The sequence below is a fragment of the Pseudonocardia kongjuensis genome (genome assembly GCF_039526905.1).
Classification (GTDB): domain Bacteria; phylum Actinomycetota; class Actinomycetes; order Mycobacteriales; family Pseudonocardiaceae; genus Pseudonocardia; species Pseudonocardia kongjuensis.
The window spans coordinates 40,762-58,698 of sequence record NZ_BAAAJK010000013.1 but is presented as its reverse complement, the minus strand read 5'-3'; the positions used below and the strand labels follow the sequence as shown (position 1 = coordinate 58,698).

At 74.7% G+C, this 17,937-nt stretch carries 18 protein-coding genes; 2 read left to right on the top strand and 16 right to left on the bottom strand.

Annotated features, from left to right (window positions below):
• The 4 genes from ABD160_RS16820 to ABD160_RS16805 form a co-directional block, all read right to left on the bottom strand.
• A partial coding sequence (locus ABD160_RS16820) for a bifunctional adenosylcobinamide kinase/adenosylcobinamide-phosphate guanylyltransferase (protein WP_344023441.1) occupies positions 1-664 on the bottom strand: 664 nt, incomplete at its 3' end.
• Between the two features lie 50 nt (positions 665-714).
• Complete coding sequence (locus ABD160_RS16815; protein ID WP_344023439.1) at positions 715-2,022, bottom strand: NtaA/DmoA family FMN-dependent monooxygenase; 1,308 nt, start codon at positions 2,020-2,022, stop codon at positions 715-717.
• Positions 2,019-3,458, bottom strand: coding sequence for an MFS transporter (locus ABD160_RS16810; protein ID WP_344023437.1), 1,440 nt, complete (start codon positions 3,456-3,458; stop codon positions 2,019-2,021). Before ABD160_RS16810 ends, ABD160_RS16815 begins: the two co-directional genes overlap by 4 nt.
• 34 nt (positions 3,459-3,492) lie before the next feature.
• On the bottom strand, positions 3,493-4,776 hold the full coding sequence (locus ABD160_RS16805; protein ID WP_344023451.1) for an NtaA/DmoA family FMN-dependent monooxygenase: 1,284 nt from the start codon (positions 4,774-4,776) through the stop codon (positions 3,493-3,495).
• A gap of 243 nt (positions 4,777-5,019) precedes the next feature.
• On the opposite strand from ABD160_RS16805, the gene ABD160_RS16800 reads away from it, so the two are divergent.
• Positions 5,020-6,063, top strand: a complete 1,044-nt coding sequence (locus ABD160_RS16800) for an LLM class flavin-dependent oxidoreductase (protein WP_344023435.1) — start codon at positions 5,020-5,022, stop codon at positions 6,061-6,063.
• A 24-nt stretch (positions 6,064-6,087) separates the two neighbouring features.
• Here ABD160_RS16800 and ABD160_RS16795 read toward each other — a convergent pair whose 3' ends face one another.
• Complete coding sequence (locus ABD160_RS16795; protein WP_344023433.1) at positions 6,088-6,753, bottom strand: GntR family transcriptional regulator; 666 nt, start codon at positions 6,751-6,753, stop codon at positions 6,088-6,090.
• A 175-nt stretch (positions 6,754-6,928) separates the two neighbouring features.
• Between ABD160_RS16795 and ABD160_RS16790 the strand changes: the two genes are divergently transcribed.
• The gene (locus tag ABD160_RS16790; protein ID WP_344023431.1) at positions 6,929-7,621 is read left to right on the top strand and encodes a UTRA domain-containing protein; all 693 of its coding nucleotides are present in this window, start codon (positions 6,929-6,931) and stop codon (positions 7,619-7,621) included.
• 66 nt (positions 7,622-7,687) lie between these two features.
• Here ABD160_RS16790 and ABD160_RS16785 read toward each other — a convergent pair whose 3' ends face one another.
• The 11 genes from ABD160_RS16785 to ABD160_RS16735 form a co-directional block, all read right to left on the bottom strand.
• The gene (locus ABD160_RS16785; RefSeq protein WP_344023429.1) at positions 7,688-9,331 is read right to left on the bottom strand and encodes an ABC transporter substrate-binding protein; all 1,644 of its coding nucleotides are present in this window, start codon (positions 9,329-9,331) and stop codon (positions 7,688-7,690) included.
• 33 nt (positions 9,332-9,364) lie between these two features.
• A complete protein-coding gene (locus ABD160_RS16780; RefSeq protein ID WP_344023427.1) occupies positions 9,365-10,219 on the bottom strand; it encodes an alpha/beta fold hydrolase in 855 nt (284 codons plus the stop codon).
• Positions 10,220-10,230: 11 nt separating this feature from the next.
• Positions 10,231-11,520, bottom strand: a complete 1,290-nt coding sequence (locus tag ABD160_RS16775; RefSeq protein ID WP_344023426.1) for an NtaA/DmoA family FMN-dependent monooxygenase — start codon at positions 11,518-11,520, stop codon at positions 10,231-10,233.
• 114 nt (positions 11,521-11,634) lie between these two features.
• Complete coding sequence (locus ABD160_RS16770) at positions 11,635-12,510, bottom strand: ABC transporter permease (protein WP_344023423.1); 876 nt, start codon at positions 12,508-12,510, stop codon at positions 11,635-11,637.
• Complete coding sequence (locus ABD160_RS16765; RefSeq protein ID WP_344023421.1) at positions 12,510-13,565, bottom strand: ABC transporter permease; 1,056 nt, start codon at positions 13,563-13,565, stop codon at positions 12,510-12,512. Before ABD160_RS16765 ends, ABD160_RS16770 begins: the two co-directional genes overlap by 1 nt.
• On the bottom strand, positions 13,562-14,377 hold the full coding sequence (locus tag ABD160_RS16760) for an ABC transporter ATP-binding protein (RefSeq protein ID WP_344023419.1): 816 nt from the start codon (positions 14,375-14,377) through the stop codon (positions 13,562-13,564). Before ABD160_RS16760 ends, ABD160_RS16765 begins: the two co-directional genes overlap by 4 nt.
• Positions 14,374-15,276: an ABC transporter ATP-binding protein gene (locus ABD160_RS16755; RefSeq protein ID WP_344023417.1), complete on the bottom strand. Its 903-nt coding sequence runs from the start codon at positions 15,274-15,276 to the stop codon at positions 14,374-14,376. The genes ABD160_RS16760 and ABD160_RS16755 overlap by 4 nt, the downstream gene beginning before the upstream one ends.
• A 135-nt stretch (positions 15,277-15,411) precedes the next feature.
• Positions 15,412-15,891, bottom strand: a complete 480-nt coding sequence (locus ABD160_RS16750) for a flavin reductase family protein (protein WP_344023415.1) — start codon at positions 15,889-15,891, stop codon at positions 15,412-15,414.
• On the bottom strand, positions 15,888-16,391 hold the full coding sequence (locus ABD160_RS16745) for an NADPH-dependent FMN reductase (protein WP_344023413.1): 504 nt from the start codon (positions 16,389-16,391) through the stop codon (positions 15,888-15,890). Before ABD160_RS16745 ends, ABD160_RS16750 begins: the two co-directional genes overlap by 4 nt.
• On the bottom strand, positions 16,382-17,119 hold the full coding sequence (locus tag ABD160_RS16740) for a 3,4-dihydroxy-2-butanone-4-phosphate synthase (RefSeq protein WP_344023411.1): 738 nt from the start codon (positions 17,117-17,119) through the stop codon (positions 16,382-16,384). The genes ABD160_RS16745 and ABD160_RS16740 overlap by 10 nt, the downstream gene beginning before the upstream one ends.
• Before the next feature lie 139 nt (positions 17,120-17,258).
• Complete coding sequence (locus ABD160_RS16735) at positions 17,259-17,927, bottom strand: DUF3043 domain-containing protein (protein WP_344023409.1); 669 nt, start codon at positions 17,925-17,927, stop codon at positions 17,259-17,261.
• Positions 17,928-17,937 lie beyond the last annotated feature (10 nt).

Sequence of the window (17,937 nt, the reverse complement as noted above, 5' to 3'; positions counted from 1 at the left end):
CTGCCGCACCGGCCGCGCCGCCGGCTGCCACCCCCGCGGCGCGGGCCGCCGAATCCGCGGCGGGCGCCGGGACACCCGGGGCGGGGGCCGGGACGCCCGCGGCGGGGGCCGGGGCACCCGCCGTACCGCTGTCCGGTCCCGGCAGCCGCAGCGCCCGCCCGGCGACCACCAGCACCGTCTCCGCGCAGACCTCGGCGAGCGCGGCGTTCAACCCGCCCAGCAGGTCCCGGAACAGCCGACCGGAGGCGGACCCGGGCACCACGCCCAGCCCCACCTCCGCCGACACCAGCACGACCGGCCCCGGCGCGCCGGCCACCGCGGCGACCAGCCCGTCCAGCAGCTCGTCGATCTCGGTGTGCGGCCCCGGCCGGTCCCAGGCGCCCGCGTCGTCGAGCACCCCGGCCAGCCAGGTGCCGAGATCGTCGACGAGCACCGGGCCGGGGACGGCGAGCGCCGCGACGAGCGCGCCGCCGGAGACCTCCTCGGTCGTCCATGCCGCCGGGCGGCGGACGACGTGCGCGGCGATCCGGGCGTCCCACTCGGCGTCGCCGTCGGTCCGCCGCCCGGTCGCCAGGTACCGGACCGGCACCTCCCCGCCGAGCAGCTGCTCGGCGTAGCGCGACTTGCCCGACCGGGTGCCTCCGATGACGAGCGTTGCGTTCATGCCGCACATCGTGTCGCACCCGTCCGGCGCGGCATCCGGAAGGGGGCTCGTCAGAACTCCATGAGGTTGTCCCGGAACCGCTCGTGGGTGTAGCGGGTGCGCACCCGGCCGCGTCGCTGCAGGGCGGGGACCAGCCCGTCGCAGACCCGGCCGACGACGTCGCGGGACATCTCCCCGGACACCAGGAAGCCGTCGCCGCCGACCTCGTCCATCGCCGCGCACATCGCGTCGGCCACGGTGTCGGGGGACCCGACGAGCTCCAGCGAGGAGATCGTCCAGCGCGCCGCGGCCTCGCGCAGGGTGGCGGCGTCGGCGGCGCCGCGCAGGAAGTCGGCCAGCGTGGACCGGTGCCCGTTGGTGGTGACCTGGGGGACCGGGCCGTCCAGGTCGAAGCCGGAGAAGTCGTTCTCGGTGAGCGCGGACAGGTGCGCCAGCGCGGCCTCGGCGAGCCGGTCGGTGTCCGACGCCTGCCACGCGGCGAGCTCGCGGGCCAGCGCGTCGGTCTCGGCGAGCACCGGCGCCACCACGAACAGGATCTTGCAGCTGTCCGGGTCGCGGCCGATCCGCTCCATCCGGGACCGGACGTCGTCGCGGTAGGCCTTCATCGCCTCGACCCCCGGCGCCGAGGCGATGATCGTCTCGGCGTGCGCGGCGGCGAACTCCCGGCCGCGCGGCGAGCCGCCCGCCTGGCAGTACACCGGCCTGCCCTGCGGCATCGGCATCGTGTTCAGCGGGCCGCGGCTGCGGTGCCACTTCCCGTCGAAGTGGATCGGCGAGACCCGGGTGTGGTCGACGTAGCGCCCGGTCTCCCGGTCCATCACCACGGCGCCGGGCTCCCACGACCCCCACAGCCGTTCCACCAGGTCGACGAACTCGTCCGCCCGCTCGTAGCGCTCGTCGTGGTCGGGCAGCCGGTCCCGGCCGTAGTTCTGCGCGGCCCGGTCCTCGCTGGAGGTGACGATGTTCCAGCCGACCCGGCCCGCCGACAGGTGGTCCAGCGTGGCGAGGCTGCGGGCCAGCAGGTACGGCGGGTACAGCGAGGTGGACATGGTCGCGACGATGCCCAGCCGGGAGGTGTGCGCCGCGACGGTCGCGACCAGCCCGACCGGGTCGTGCTTGGGTGCGTAGAGGCCGTGGTGCAGCTCGGTCTCCAGGCTGCCGCCGTGGTGGTCGGGCACCATCGACGAGTCCTCGATCATCATGTAGTCGAAGCAGGCCCGTTCCAGCGCGCGGGCGAAGTCGACGTGGAACCGGCCGTCCGGCCAGGTGGCGCCGGTGTCGCCACCCCACGGCCCGCGCCAGGCCGCGTTGGCGGAGAAGTTCATGAACCAGCCGAGGTGGAATCGCTGCGGTGTCACGGGTGTCCTCCCGGGAGGGGTGGGGGTGGCGGCTCCGGCGGGGGTGCCGGGTCCGGTGGGGCGAGGCCGCGCAGGGCGACGACGGCGGCGAACGCGGTGACCAGTGCCAGCGCGACGACCGCGGTGGTGCGGGCCGGCACGCCGGCCAGCGCGGCGGCGAGCAGCGTGGTGCCGGAGAGCAGCGCCGCGCCGCCGACCTGCTGGGAGCTGGTGAGGACGGCCGAGGCCACCCCGGTGCGGCCCGGCGGCACGCCGGCGACGGCGCGCACCGACAGCGGCACGATGCACAGCGCGCTGCCCGCGGCGAGCATCGCCATCGGCACGACGAGCAGCGGATGCGGACCGCTCGCGCCGCCGTCCACCGCCACCCAGACCAGCCCGGCGGTGGAGACCAGGCACCCGGCGACGACGACGGTGCGGTCGGGCAGCCTGCGCAGCAGCCGTCCGGACAGCACGGTCGCGCCGATCATCGCCAGGATCACCGGGGTGAACCACAGGCCGGTCGCGGCCGGGCCGAGGCCGAAGTCGCGCTGCACCATCAGCTGCAGGTGGTAGAACGCGGCGTGGCTGCCGCCCGCGGTGACGGCGACGACGAGATAGCCGGCCCGGCGTCCGCGGTCGGCGAGCAGCGAGACCGGGACGAGCGCCCGGTCACCCGCCCGCCGGGTGGCCCGCACCGTGAGGGCCGCACCGACCACGCCGAGGGTGAGCACCGCGGCCCCGGGGAGCCGGGCCGCGGTGATCAGGGTCAGCCCGAGCAGCAGCGCGGCCAGGCTGGTGGTGAGCAGGAACGCCTGCCCGGTGGCGAGCGGCCCGGTGGCCGCGCGGTCGGCGGGCCGCTCCGGCAGCGCCCACAGGCAGGGGAGCAGCAGCAGGCAGAGCGGCACGTTGATCAGGAACACCCAGCGGGCGCCCATCAGCTCGGCGACCAGGCCGCCGGCGGTGAGCCCCAGCCCGGCCCCGACCAGCGAGGACGCCATCAGGGTCGCGACGGCGCGGCGCCGGGCGGCCGGATCGGGGGACAGGTCGGCGACGGTGGCGAGCACGGCCGGGATGGCGGCCGCCCCGCCCACGCCCTGCAGCACGCGTCCGGTGAGCAGGGTCCACGGCCCGCCCGCGAGCCCGCACAGCAGCGACGCCGCGGCGAACAGGGCGACCGCGCCGACCAGCGCGCGGCGGGCGCCGATCGCGTCGCTGAGCCTGCCGCCGACCAGCATGACGGCGCCGAAGCCGATCGCGAACCCGATGAAGACCCAGCTCAGCTGTTCCTCGGCGAGGCCGTAGACGTCACGGATGACGGTCAGCGAGACGTTGACGATCGTCCCCTCGACCATCACCACCAGCTGGGTGGCGAACAGCGCGGCGAACGCCAGCCTGCGCCGGGCGGGCCCGGTGGCGGGCGCGGCGGCCGGCCCGTCCCGGTCGACGGTGGTCATCGGCGGCCACCGTCGGCGGATCGTGGCCGGGGCATCAGTACGCCAGCAGGTTCTGCCGGAACGTCGGGTGCTCGTACTCCGAGCGGATCAGTCCCCGCTTGCGCAGCTCCGGCGCCAGCCCGTCGGCGATCTCGGTGATGTTCTTGCGGGTCACCGGCATCGCCACCAGGTAGCCGTCGCCACCGGCCTCGACCATGTACTCGTCCATCCGGCCGGCGACCTCGTCCGGGGTGCCGACCAGCTCGACCGACTCCTGCACGGTGTGGTTCATGATCGCTTCGCGCAGGGTGGTCCCGGACCGCTGGTAGTCGTTCATGGTGGAGCGGTGACCGTTGTTCCCGGACAGGTCCGGGAACGGCTCGTCGAGGTCGTAGCGGGAGAAGTCGGTGCTGGTGAAGTAGCTCATCCCGGCGAGGATCGCCTCGATGTTCTCCTCCTTGGCGCGCTGCTGGCGGGCCTGCTTCGCCAGCGCCTCCTCCTTGGTGTCGGCCAGCACGGGTGCGATCAGGAACAGCACCTTCGCCTCCGACGGGTCGCGGCCGGCGGCGATCATCCGGGCCGAGATGTCGTCCCGGTAGGCCTTCATCTCGGCGGCGCCGCGGACCGCCGCGATGATCGTGTCGGCGTGCGCGGCGCCGAAGTCGCGCCCGGCCGGGGAGCCGCCCGCCTGGCAGATCACCGGATGCCGCTGCGGGCCGGGGACGGTGTTCAGCGGGCCGCGCGAGCGGAACCAGCGGCCCTCGAAGTCCGCCGTGTGGATCTTGGTGTGGTCGGCGAACAGGCCCTTGTGCTCGTCGAGCACCACCGCGTCGGGCTCCCAGGAGTCCCACAGCGACTTCACGCAGCGCACCCACTCGTCGGCCATCAGGTAGCGCTCGTCGTGCTCGACGTGCTGGTCCAGGCCGTAGTTCTGGGCGGCCTGGTGCGGGCTGGCGGTCACCAGGTTCAGCCCCACCCGGCCCTCGGTGATGTTGTCCAGGGTGGAGAACAGCCGGGCCGCCAGGAACGGCGGGTAGAACGTGGTGGCGACCGTCGCGATGATCCCGATGTGCCGGGTCGCCGCGGCGAGCAGCGGTACCAGCGGCACCGGGTCGAACCGGATGGTCCCGCCGTCGTGCACCGACGACTCGAACGTCCCCTTGTAGATGTTGGGGAGGACCGAGGAGTCCTCCAGCATCATGTAGTCGAACCCGGCCCGCTCCAGCGAGACCGCCATGTCGACGAACAGGCCCGGCCGCCCGACGTCGGAGCCGGCGTTGCCCGACCATTGCCCGTTCCAGTTGTAGACGCCGAAACCGGTTCCCAGGAACCACCCCATGTGGAACACGTCGTCCTCCTCGCCCCGCAGGGCTCCCGCAGATCGTTGACGGGTCCGAGCACAGCGCGCGGCGGTGACCGTCCGGTGTCGCGTCCGTCGCCGGGGCATTGCGCCGGAGGGGGCGCCGGGCGGCGCAACACGGTGGGCATTCGACGGCTGCGTGGCGTTCACGGTGCGGCCGGAACCTCGGGGTCCGGCGCGTGCCGCACCGCGCGCCCGTCACCGACCGGAAGGACCCCACCGATGCCCCCGCGGACGCTCTCCGACACCACCCGGCCGATCGGCCTCGGCCTCGCACTGGGCCGCGCCTCGGCCCGCTTCGCCGACCAGCTGGAGCTCGCCCGCCGCGCCGAGGAGGCCGGGTTCGACCTGGTCTCGGTCGGCGACAACGGCGTCGAGACGTTCGCCATGGCCGGCGCGCTGGCCGCGGCCACCTCCCGGATCCGGCTGGCGTCGTCGATCGCGGGCTGGAGCCGCAGCCCGGCGACGATGGCGCACGCCGCGAGCACCGTGCAGAACCTGTCCGACGGCCGGTTCGTGCTCGGCATCGGGGCGACCCCGAAGGCGTGGGTGCGGGACTGGCACGGCATGGAGTTCGATCCGGTGCTGCCCCGGATGCGCGAGTACCTGACCGCGCTGCACGCCTGCCTGCGGGCGACGCCGGAGCGGCCGACCGCGGTCGACGGCCGCTACTACCCGACGCACGGCTACGCCAACTGGGACGTCGAGATGGACGAGGTCCCGCCGGTCATGCTCGGCGTCACGCTGCCCCGGATGACCGCGCTCGCCGGGGAGCTGTGCGACGGCGTGATGCTGAACGGGATGGTGCCGCTGGAGCACATCGCCGCGGCGTCCCGGGCGCAGCTCGACGAGGGCGGCGCCCGCCGGCCGGAGGGCGCGCTGCCCGGGTCGTTCGGCGTCGGCGCGGGCCGGTTCGTCGGCGTCGACGACGACCGGGACGCCGCCTACGACCTGGTCCGCGTCCAGCTGGCGTTCTACTTCGAGATCCCGTACCTGCACACGCTGCTGGCCGGCGCCGGGTTCGACGCCGAGCTGGCGGCCGGGCTCGCCGCCGTCGAGTCCGGCGACCGGGCCGCCCGGGTGGCCGCGGTCAGCGACCGGATGGTGGACGCGATCGGGATCGCCGGGACGCCCGGCGAGGTCCGCGACAAGCTGAAGGCCTACGAGGGCGTCCTGGACTGGGTGCTGCTCTCCGGCGGGATGAACATGGACCCGGCCCGGGCACAGGCGCACGGCGCCCGCATCCTGGCCGCGTTCGCGGACTGACCCGGCGTACCGCGGGGGCCGGCGTCAGGCGCTGAGCGCGACCCGGTCCCCGCGGAAGTGCGTGTAGCTCATCTCGGTGACCCGCCCGTCCGGGGTGCGCAGCGCCAGCGCGCGCAGCAGCAGCGGCGCGCCGGGCGGCACCCGCAGCGCGCGGGCCACCGCGGGCGGGGCCGGGACCGCCGGGATCGCGGTCGGCCCCGCCGCGACGTGCTCGGCGCCGGGCGGCGGGACGGCCGGGGCGAACGCGGTCCGCAGGAACAGCGGCTCGTCGTCGGCACCCAGCTCGACGGTCATGTCGAACGGCTGCGCGCCGTCCGGCCCGTCCAGCTCGACCCTGGCCCGCTGCAGCACCCGCAGCGTGGTGCCGTCGCGCGGCGGGGCGGGCCGCGGATCGGCGATCCGGACGTCGTGCACCCGCCGGGCCACGACGGTGCCGAACCGCGGTGCGCGCACGACCAGGCCGTCCCCGGCGAGCATCTGCAGCGCCTTGCGGATGGAGTTGCGGCTGAACCCGAACTCGCGCACCAGCTCGCTCTCCACGAGCTGCGGGTCGTCGTGCGGCCACCGGTCCATCGACACCCGCAGCTGGGTGTAGGCGCGGCGCGGGCTGGTGTCCTGCTGGGCGCGGCCCGCCGCCCGCCGCAGCCGGGAGTGCTCGGCCCGCCTGCGCTCGATCTCCCTGGGGTGCATCGGATCCCGCCCTTCCTCCCGCAACCGGTCCGGCCGGTGCTGCCGATGATCAGGCGCGGTGGGCCGTCGCGACCAGGGGATCCGCCACGGCGCAACGAACTGGTAGCGGTCGGCAACACCGCGGACACGTGGATCGGGTGTCGTGTGACCAGCACGAACCGGAGGAGGAGAGGCCATGCCGTCGTCGGGTGAGCAGGTGGACGCCGTCCGCGGGGGCGTACCGGGGCCGCGCAGCGTCCCGGTCGACGAGATCGCCGACCGGCTGGGGCTGACCGGCGACGGGCTGCGCGACGGTCTGGACCTGGTCGCGACCGGCAACGACCGGGACACCCACGACGGGTGGCCGGGGATCCGGATCCCGTTCGGCGAGCTGCTCCCGCCCGCCGTCCTGCAGACCGGGTCCGCCGGCGGGCTGTCGGTGCGCCTGGTGGAGCGCCGGGAGATGCCGCCGAACGCGCTGCTCAGCGAGCGGGTCGGCACCCCGGGGCAGCGGGTGGTGCTGATCGAGCAGCTGGGCTCGTACGAGGGGGAGCCGCTGTACCTGCTCACCGGGTACTACGCCACCGACCGCACCGACGTGCTGATCAGCACCTGGGACGCGACCCACGGCGGGGACCGCAACCACGGCCTGCCGGAGTCGTTCGCCGAGGTGTTCGGCACCCCGCACGGGCACACCGCGACGAGCGTGCAGGCGGTCCGCTGCGACGACCGCACCGCCGAGCACCTGCGCGTCCCGGTCGGTGCCACGGCGCTGCTGCGGGAGCTGCGGATGACCGACCGGGACGGGATCGCCCGGGTCCTGGTGCACGTGCACTACCGGGCCGACCGGGTGGCGATGAACGCGATGCTCGGCGACGACCGGGGCTGACCCGCGACGCACGACGGCGGCGCCGGACCACCTCCCGGTCCGGCGCCGCCGTCGTGCGCGGGGTGCTCAGCCCTCGGCCGGGCGCAGTGCGGTGTAGTCGACCGCCCCGTCGGTCCGCCAGGTCAGGCCGGTGAACTCGGTGCTGGCCGCGGTCGTCGGGTTGGTCCGCAGGATGTAGATCGTGGACGCCGACTCCAGCCAGATCCGTTCGGCCTCGTTCCACAGCCGCCCGGCCTCCGGGGACAGCGCGTCACCGGCGTTCGCCCCGGCCTCGACGGCGGCGTAGAACGCGTCGTCGGAGTAGTTGGCCAGGTTGGTGCTGGATCCCTTCGTCGTCCCCAGCAGCAGCTCGTAGGGCGGTGAGAGGGTGATCGCCGATCCGCTGCCCAGCGCCGCCTGCGCCGACCAGGTCTGGGTCTTCTCGGAGAACTGGGTCGGCGGCAGCGACTCGATCGCGATGGTGAACCCGGCGGCGGCGGCCGAGCTCTGGATGGCGACGGCGACGTCCTCCAGCCCGGGCAGCGCGTTGTTCACGGTGAGGGTGAACGAGACGCCGTCCGGCCGGCCGGCCTCGGCCAGCAGCTGCCGGGCCCGCTCCGGGTCGTAGGTCCACTGCGGGAGCCCCTCGCCGGAGTAGCCGGGCGCGTCCGGGGACAGGAAGGTGGTGGTCTTCTGCGCCTGGTTCCGGAACGCCTGGGAGACGATCGAGTCGTAGTCGATCGCGTACGCCATCGCCTGCCGGACCAGCGGGTCGTCGAACGGCTCCTGGGTGGTGACCAGCCAGGTGGAGACGAAGTTGTTCGCCGGGATCGACGGCACCAGCACGGTGTCGACGCTCGACAGGTCGGCCAGGTCGGCGGCGCGCAGCCCGAGCGCGACGTCGGCGTCCCCGGCCCGGACGGCGTTCGAGCGGTTCGCCGGATCGGCGACCACCCGGCGGATGATCCGCTTCACCGCCGGCTCGCCGAGTGCGTAGTCCGGGTTCGCGGTCAGGATGGTCTCGGTGCCCTCGGTCTGGCTCTCCAGCCGGTAGGCGCCGTAGCCGAAGTCGAAGCGGCCGCTGGACCAGGTGGTGGCCCACGGGTCGTCCGGGGTGGCGTGCTCCTTCAGGTAGTCGGTGTCGTAGATCTGGCCGGTGATGTCGGCCATCGTGCCGAGCAGGGTGAACATGTCACCGGGCCGGGGCACGGTCACCGAGACGGTGTGGTCGTCGATCTTGGTGAACTGCTCGGTGGGGTCGGTCAGAGCCGGCGCGACGACGTAGGGCGTCACCGACGTCTCCGAGCCGAACTTGCGCTCGTAGGACCAGATGACGTCGTCCGCGGTCAGCTCGTTGCCCTGCTCGCTGAGCACGCCCTGGCGCAGCGTGAACGTGACGGTGCGGCCGTCCGGGGAGATCTCGTAGCTCTCGGCGAGCGCGCCGGTGAACTCGTAGAGGTTCTGCTTGACGTAGCCCTCCTGCTCGGTCGGCTCGTAGGGCTTGCGGATCAGGGTCTCGTTCAGCGCCAGCGACAGGTCCATGAAGTCCAGTGAGGACGACCAGCCGGCGTCGAACGAGACCTGGGTGGCCTGGTCCGGGGTCACGACGACGACGGTGTCGGTCGCGGCCCCGGAGGCCCCGGCGGGCGGGGAGGCGCAGCCGGCGGCGGCGACCGCGGTGACCGCGAGCATCGCGAGCACCGCGCGGCGGCCTCTGGGGAACGGTGGCATGGGGGAGTCCTTTCGGGGGAGGGGGTGCCCGGCTCAGCCGGAGGGGGTTCCGGCGCGGGCGGTACCGCCGTCGCGCAGCAGCTCGGCGCGGTCGGTGAAGCGGGTGACGGTGTCGGCGAGCAGCTCGGGTGCCTCGTCCGCGACGTCCATCCCGACGTCCCCGAGCCCGGCCAGCTCGACCTGACCGGGGCGGGCCGCGACGACGGCCCTGGTCTCGGCGTCGAGCATCTCCCGGTCCCCGGTCAGCCCCAGCAGCGGGACGCCGGTGATCCGGTCGAGCAGCGCGTCGTGGTCGGTGCGGCCGACCGCGTTGTGGCCGTCCGGGCGGTGCGCGCCGCACTGCAGCATCTCGGCCAGCGAGCGGGCCAGCACCGGGCCGCGCAGCCGGTGCACCGAGTGCTCCGCCCGGCTCCGCCACCAGCCGGTGACGTCGTCGGGGAAGGTGTCGTCGTGCCGCGGCGGCGGCTCGGCGGCGAGCTCGCGGGCGAACTCCGGATCGAGCACCGGGATGCCCCACAGCGCCGCCGAGCGGACCCGGTCCGGTGCGGTGGCCGCCAGCGTGAGCGCGACCGAGGCACCGGTGTGGTGCCCCAGCAGGTGCGCCGAGCCGATCCCGAGCGCGTCCAGCACGCCGGTGACGGCCGCGGCGTAGCCGGTCAGCTCGGGCCGGCCGGGCAGCGGATCGGATCCGCCGTACCCGGGCAGGTCCACCGCGACGACGTGATGGCCGCGCCGGGCCAGCGGCGCCAGCGCGGCCGACCACATCCGGGCCGAGCTGGGCACCTGGTGCAGCAGCACCAGCGGGCGGCCCGCCGGGTCGCCCGCGGTGATCAGGTGCATCTGGCCGTGTGCGACGTCGGCGTAGCACCGCCGGGTGCTCTCGGTCATCGGGCCCGCCCTCAGAAGGCGAGCAGGTTCTCGCGCAGCGTGCTGCCCGAGTACCCGTCCCGGATCAGGCCGCGCCTGCGCAGCTCGGGCGCCAGCCCGTCGGCGATCTCGGCGACGTAGCGGCGGTCCACCCGGCCCTGGACGAGGAACCCGTCGATGCCGGACCCGTCGACCGCCTCGGCCATCTCCGAGGCGACCGTGTCCGGGGTGCCGACGAACGACAGCCCGGTCATCGGCTTCGACGCGAGCTCGCGCAGCGTGGTGCCCTCGGGATGGCGGTCGAGCAGCATCGCGACCACCGACTGGGCGGCGTTGGTGCGGATCTCCGGCAGCGGGGCGTCGAGATCGAACCGGGAGAAGTCGGTCCCCGAGGCGAACGACAGCATCGCCAGGTTCTGGTCGATGTTCGCCTCGGTCGCCGCCTCCCGGGCCGCGACGAACGCCTCCGCCTCGGCCGTGGTCTCGGTGATCTGGAACGACGCGATGAACAGCACCTTGATCGACTTCGGGTCGCGGCCGGCCGCCTCGGCGAGCGCCGAGACGTCGTCGCGGTAGGCCCGCATCTCCTCGATCGACCCGGCCTGGGCGATGATCGTGTCGGCGTGCCGGGCGCCGAACTCGCGGCCGGCCCGGGAGCCGCCCGCCTGGCAGAGCACCGGCCGCCGCTGCGGTCCGGGCACCGTGTTCAGCGGTCCGCGGGACCGGTAGTACTTGCCCTCGAAATGGATCGGGTGGACCTTCGTGTGATCGGCGTAGACGCCCGCCCCGACATCGGCGCGGACCGCGTCCGGTTCCCACGACTCCCACAGCCGGCTGACCAGCTCGACCCATTCGTCGGCCATCGCATAGCGTTCGTCGTGCTCGATCTGCTCGGCCAGGCCGTAGTTCTGGGCGGTCCGGTCGTTGTGCGAGGTGACCAGGTTCGCGCCGATCCGGCCGTCCGAGATGTGGTCCAGCGTGGTGAACAGCCGGGCGGCCAGGAACGGCGGGTAGAACGTCGTCGTCACCGTCGCGATCAGGCCGATCTTGCTGGTCTGCGTGGCGACCGCGGCGACCAGCGGCATCGGATCGTGCTTCGGGGCCAGTCGGGCGGTCCGCAGGGCGTGCTCGGCCGAGCTGCCATAGGCGTCGGCGATGAACGAGCCGTCCTCGAACATCATGTAGTCGAATCCGGCCCGTTCCAGGGACCGGGCGGTGTCGACGTACAGATCCGGCTTCGTCCATTCGGTCGCACCGGAACCGGACCACTGGCCGTTCCAGGATTGGACTTGATAGCTGAGGAACCAGCCCATGTGGAACATGGACAATCCTTTCTTCCCGGGATGTGTTCGGGCATGATTCGAACGCCCGGATGTGTCGTGTCGGCGCAGGAAATGTGTTCGGTGTATTGCGCCGCGGATGTCCGGGCCGGCGGGTCAGTCGCGGCGGCCGAACACCGCCTGGGCGGCGGTCGACACCGCGACCACCGTCCCGGCCAGTGCCAGCGCCGGGAACGCGCCGGACCACCAGCGCCCGGAGATCGCGTCGCTCACCCCGCGGGTGAGCATCGAGCCCCACTCCGGGGTGGGCGGCGGCAGGCCGACCCCGATGAAGCCGAGCGCCGCGGTCAGGATCACGCTCACCGCGAAGATCACCGAGGTGTTCTCCAGCGCGGGCCGCGCGGCGTTGGGCAGCACGTGCCGCAGGGTGAGCGTGCCGATGTCCATCCCCTGCATCCGGGCGGCGTCGAGATAGGACTCGCCGCGCACCCGCAGCACCTCGGTGCGCACCAGCCGCACCTGCACCGGGGAGAGGATCACCGCCATCGCCACGGTCAGCGTGGTCGCGGTGGCACCGTAGAGCGACACCACGATCAGCCCGGCCAGCACCGCGGGGACGGCCTCGACCAGGTCGACCACCCGGGCGGAGCCGCGGGCCAGCGCGGCCCGGATCCCGCGCCCGGACTCGCTCATCCCGATGACCAGGCCGAGCGTCAGCCCGATCAGGGTGGCGCCGATCGTGGTGCCGGTGGCGATCAGCAGGTTGGTCCGGGCCGCGGCGATCGTCCGGGAGAACACGTCCAGACCGGCGCTGTCGGTGCCGAACAGGTGCGGCGCGGCGGGGGCGAGGCCGACCGGGCCGGCCACCCGCTCCGGGTCGAACGGCAGGAACAGCGGCCCGGCCAGCGCGGCCAGCACCACCACGGCCAGCGGGATCAGCCGCCACCGGCGCCGCAGCGTGCCGCGGACCGCGGCGAGCCGGGCGGCCGGTGCCGGGACCGGTGTCGGGGCCGGTGTCGGGACCAGGGCCATCACGCCTCCACCCGGGAGCCCGGCCTGCGCCGGGGATCGAGAACCATGTTGAGCAGGTCGACGGCCAGGAACACCAGCAGCGCCAGCGCGGCGATCACGATCAGGAAGCCCTGCAGGGCGACGTGGTCCGATGCGGTCACCGCGTCCACCGCGTACTGGCCCATGCCGGCGAACCCGAACAGCGTCTCCAGCACGACGGCGCCGCCGAGCAGGTAGCCGAACAGGGTGCCGCACATGGTGACCACCGGTGGGAGCGCGCGCCGGTACACCGACAGCAGCACCGCGGGCCGGCTGGCGCCCGACGCGATCCGGAACCGGGTCGGGGGCGCGTCGACGGCCTCCTCCAGCCCGGAGACCAGCAGCTTGACCAGGATCGGGGCCTGGGCGACCGCCATCACGGCGACCGGCAGCGCGAGATGCGCGGCCATCGACACGGTCGCCGCCCAGTAGGACTGCAGCATCGTGTCCAGGAACGGGAACCCGGTGATGACGTTCGGTGGGACCAGGCCGCTGTCCAGCCTGCCCAGCGGTGCCGGGATCACCCCCAGCCACGAGTAGAGGACGATCAGCCCGATCACCGCCAGCACGTACTCGGGCACCGCACCGGCGGCCCGGGAGTAGGCCCGGATCGCCCGGGAGACCGGGTTCCGCTCCCGGGTCACCACCAGGTACGACGCGGCCAGCGACAGCAGCAGCGCCCCGCCGAGACCCATCAGGGCGAGCTCGACGGTGCCGAACAGCCGGGAACCGATCTCGTCGGCGACCGGCCGGCCGGTGTTGAGCGAGTTGCCCAGGTCGAAGGTCGCGACCTGGCCGAGGTAGCGGCCGAGCTGCTCCAGCGGGCTGCCGTCGAGCCCCATCGCGGCCTGCATGCGCAGGTAGGCGGCCTCGTCGTACTGCTGGCCGAGCTTGTCGCGGACCGGATCGCCCGGCACCGAGCGCACGAGCAGGAAGCTGATCACGGTGAACAGCAGCAGGTGCAGCGGCAGCACGGCGAGCCGCCCGAGCCACCACCGTTGCCTGCGCAGCACCGCCGGGACGGCCACGCCGGTCATGCCGCGTCCGCCCGCCGCGGGTGCGCCGCGAGCAGCCCCCGGGTGTAGGGGTGCTCGGCGGCCCGCACCACGTCGGCCGACGGCCCGCGCTCGACGACGGTCCCGCGGTGCATCACCGCGATCTCGTCGCAGAGGAACGCGGTGGCCGGCAGCCCGTGCGAGACGAACACCAGGCCGGTGCCGCTGCCGACGTCCTTGAGCAGGTTCAGGATCGCGCCCTGCACCGACACGTCCAGCGCGGACACGATCTCGTCGCAGACCAGCATCCGGGGCTGCACGACCAGCGACCGGGCGATCGCGAACCGCTGCCGCTGCCCGCCGGAGACCTGGTTCGCCCGGCGCCCGGCCAGGTGCGGGGCCAGGCCCAGCCCGGCGCAGGTGCGCGCCGCGGCATCGGCGGCCTCGGCGGTGGACAGTCCGAGCAGCCGCCGGGCCGAGGTCTCCACCGCCCGGCCCAGGGTGTGCCGCGGATCGAACGAGCTCAGCACGTCCTGGCCGATGAACTGGACCTCGCGGCGGAAGTCCAGCCGGCCGGCCCGGGTGCCGAGCAGGGCGCGGATCTCCCGGCCGCGCCAGGTGACGGCGCCCGCGGTGGGGCTGTCCAGCCCGACGAGCATCCGGGCCAGCGTCGACTTGCCGGAGCCGGACTCGCCGACCACGCCGGTCCGGACGCCCACCGAGAACGTGGCGTCGACGGCGTCGACCGCGGTGTGCCCGCGGGTGCCGCCGAAGACCCGGGTGACCGCCTCCGCGCGCAGCTCGCCGTGCCCGCTCACCGGGCCCCGCCCGGTCACCGGGCCCCGCCCGGTCACCGGGCCTCCCCGGCGCCGACGAACTGCTCCAGGGTGGGCAGCCGGTCGGCGTCGACGTCGGCGAGGGTGGGGACGCAGCGCAGCAGTCCGCGGACGTAGGGGTGCGCGTCCGGCGTGTCCAGGGCGGTCGACGGGCCGTCCCCGACCAGGTCGCCGCGGTACATCACGAGGGTGCGGTCGGAGAACTCGGCGCAGAGGTGGATGTCGTGGCTGACCACCATCAGCGAGGTGCCGAGCTCGCCGGTCAGCTCGGTCAGCAGCTCCATCGCGGTGCGGGCGGTGGAGGTGTCGAGCGCGCTGGTCGGCTCGTCGGCGATGACCAGCTCGGGGCGTCCGGCGAGGGCGAGCGCGAGCATCACCCGCTGGCGCATGCCGCCGGACAGCTCGTAGGGGCGGGCGCCGAGCACCCGCGCGGTGTCGGGCAGGCCGACCCGCACCAGCCAGTCGGCGGCCTGCTCGCGGGCCTGCGCCCGGGTGCACCCGGTGTTGGTGCGCAGCACCGTCGTGAGCTGGCTGCCGACGGTCCAGACCGGGTCCAGCGAGGTCATCGCGTCCTGGAACATCATCGCGATGCCGGGCGTGCGGTGCGGCAGCCGGGACCGGCCGGTCCGGACCAGGTCGGCGCCGTGGAACCGGATCCGGCCGCGCACCCTGGCGGCCCGGTCGAGGAAGCCCGCGACCGCCAGGGCGAGCGTGGTCTTGCCGGATCCGGACTCGCCGACGACCGCGATCCGCTCGCCGCGCTCGATCCGGAGGGTGACGCCGCGGACCGCCGCGACCGCATCCGGATCGTCACCGAACGTCACGGTGAGATCGTCGACGGCGAGCAGGGGGCCGGGCTCGTGGATGTCGTCCGGGGCGGCGACGCTGCCCACCCGTTCCTGCAGTGTGTCGGTCATGGCCGGAGACCTCCGTGATCGGAGTGGGGCCCCCAGCCTCGGATCGGGGTGTTTCCGAGCCCGGCACGGTGGGTAACCCGCGCGTTGCGCCGCGGTCGGTGTCCGGTGGCCGTGCGTAACCTGGCCGGCCGCGGGTCAGCCGGCCAGTGCGCGGAACCGGCCCGCGTGGAACACCAGCGGATCCACCTCGTGCCGCCCGTCGAGGGCGTGCACCCGCAACAGCGCGATCACGTGGTCGCCGGCCGGCAGCTCGGCGTGCAGGGTGCAGGTGAACCACGCCGCGGCGCCGTCGACGAGCACCGCCCCGTCCTCGTCGGTCCGGATCGGCAGCCCGGCGAACCGGTCACCGGTGCGGGCGGACAGCCTGCGGCAGGCGTCGTCGTGCGGGGACGCCAGCACCGACACCCCCAGCCGGGGCAGCGCGCGCAGCACCGGCCAGGTCGTCGAGGTGTCCTGCATGCAGACCGACACCAGCGGCGGGTCCAGCGACACCCCGGTGAAGGCGCTCGCCGCCATCCCCACCGGCCGCCCGTCGAGCTCCGCGCAGATCGCCGTCACCCCGCTCGGGAAGCAGCCGAACACCCGCCGCAGGTCGGCGGCGCCGGGCGCGGTCACCGGAGCACCGCCGTCGTGCAGGCGTCGAGCACCGGACTCCAGCGGGCGGCGTACTCCGGCACCGCGGGATCGTCGGCCCAGGCGTCGTCGCGCAGGTACAGCCCGGGCGCGGGGCAGGTCGCCCCGAGCTCCACGAGCACCGGCTTGAGCAGCAGTTCCGGCGCCATCGCGTGGGCCGGCCCGGCGCCGAGCATCAGCGGCACGGCGACCACGCCGCGCAGGCCGGTGCCGGTGCCGAACTGGTCGAGGAACAGCTTGAGCACCCCGGTGTAGGTCGCCTTGAACGTCGGGCTGGCGACGACGGCGAGCCGGGCCTGCGACACCGCCGCGACCGCCTCGGCGACCGCCGCGTCGCCCCAGCCGAGCAGGCCGGGGCCGAGGCCGATCACGTCGACCTCGGCGTCCGGCGCGGCGCCGGTGAGCGCCTCGGCCACCCGCCGGGCCGCGGACAGGGTGCGCGAGCCGGGCTTCGGGTTGCCGGCCACCACGATCACGGACACGGGGAACCTCCGGGACGGGTCGTGCCCCGGGACGCTCCCGGGGTCTGGTCCTGCGGGTGCGCGGCGGCCGGCACCGGGCCGGCCCCGGTCACGGTGGCCGCGTCGACGACGACGAGCCGGTGCCGGACCGCGAACGCGGCCGCCGCGGCGACGGTCAGCGGCTCCCCGCGGTCGTCGACCGGGACGGTCGCGACGGCGACCTCGCCGCCCCGGGCCAGCCGCAGCAGGGCCAGTGCCGTGCCGGCCGGTCCGGGGACGTCGTCGGCGACGACCGGCATCACGTGCCCGGGCCGGGTGAGATCGGAGCGGGACGCGCCGGGATCGGCCAGCACCCGCAGGGTGCGCGCCCGGTCGACGGCGCTGATCCCGGTGCCGATGCCGGTGGCGGCGTCGACGGTGACGGTCGGGCCGCCGCGCCGCGAGTCCGCGGTCACCGACATCGGCGGCAGCCCGAGCAGCACCGCCCGCCCGGCGGTGAGCGGGGCGGTGAGCAGGCCGGAACCGTGCCGGATCAGCCAGGCGGTGCCCGCGGGACCCGCGGTGGCCGGATCGGCGACGAGCTGGACCGGGACCGGGCCGGCGCATCCGGTGACCAGCACCGGGCGGCCGGCCGCGAACGCCGCGGCGGCGGTGTCGAGCACGCCGGGCCGCGGGCCGGGGGCGGCGGGTGACGGCGACCGGGACGGTTGCCCCTGCGCCGGCAGGGGCGGGGACACGGGTGGTGACACGGACACGGGATCTCCCTCCGTGCGGGCGGGTTCCCCGCAAGGTGCCCAGTCCAGCCCGGTGGAATTGCCCGGCCGGGTCCGGCCGGTCAGCGTTACATTGCGCCACCCGCGTCACACGGGTGGCGCCGCGCGCCCGTCGTCAGGGGTTGTCGCCGCGCTTGACCCGCGGCTTCGGCACCCGCATCCGGCGCGGCTGGGTGGCCCGGGAGAAGGCGTACCAGCCGGTGCCGAGCCCGCGGATGTCCTCCTCCGGGAACTTCTCGCGGGCCTTGCGCAGCACCTGGTAGCCGAGCAGCGTGCCCTCGACGACCATCACCGCCAGCATCAGGAACGTGAACAGCGTGACGTACTGCTGGATGACCGGGTTCTGGATCAGCGCGGCGACCAGCACCAGCGCCGCCAGCGGCAGGAACAGCCCGATCACGTGCGGGCGGGAGTCGACGATGTCGCGCACGTAGGCGCGGACCTTGCCACGGTCGCGGGGGAGCAGCACCCGGTCGTCGCCCGCGTCCATCCGGCGGCGGCGCTCCGCGGCCTTGGCCCGGCGGTCCTCCCGGGACGGGCGGTTGGCCTTGGCCAGCTTCGCGGCCTCGCGCTGGGTGCGCGGCGGGGGCGGGGCCGGCCCGCGGCGCTTGCCCTCGGCATCGCGGCGCTTGGGCGTCGCGCGGCCCTTGCCGGGTGTGGTGTGCGGGCGGGACCGGCCGTCCGCGCCCTCGTCCCCGGCGGCCTCGGCGCCCTCGGCGACCGGGGTGTCGACCGCGGTCTGCCCGGCCTGGTCGGAGCTGTCGGAACGGCGCAGGAACCTCACACCTCTCACA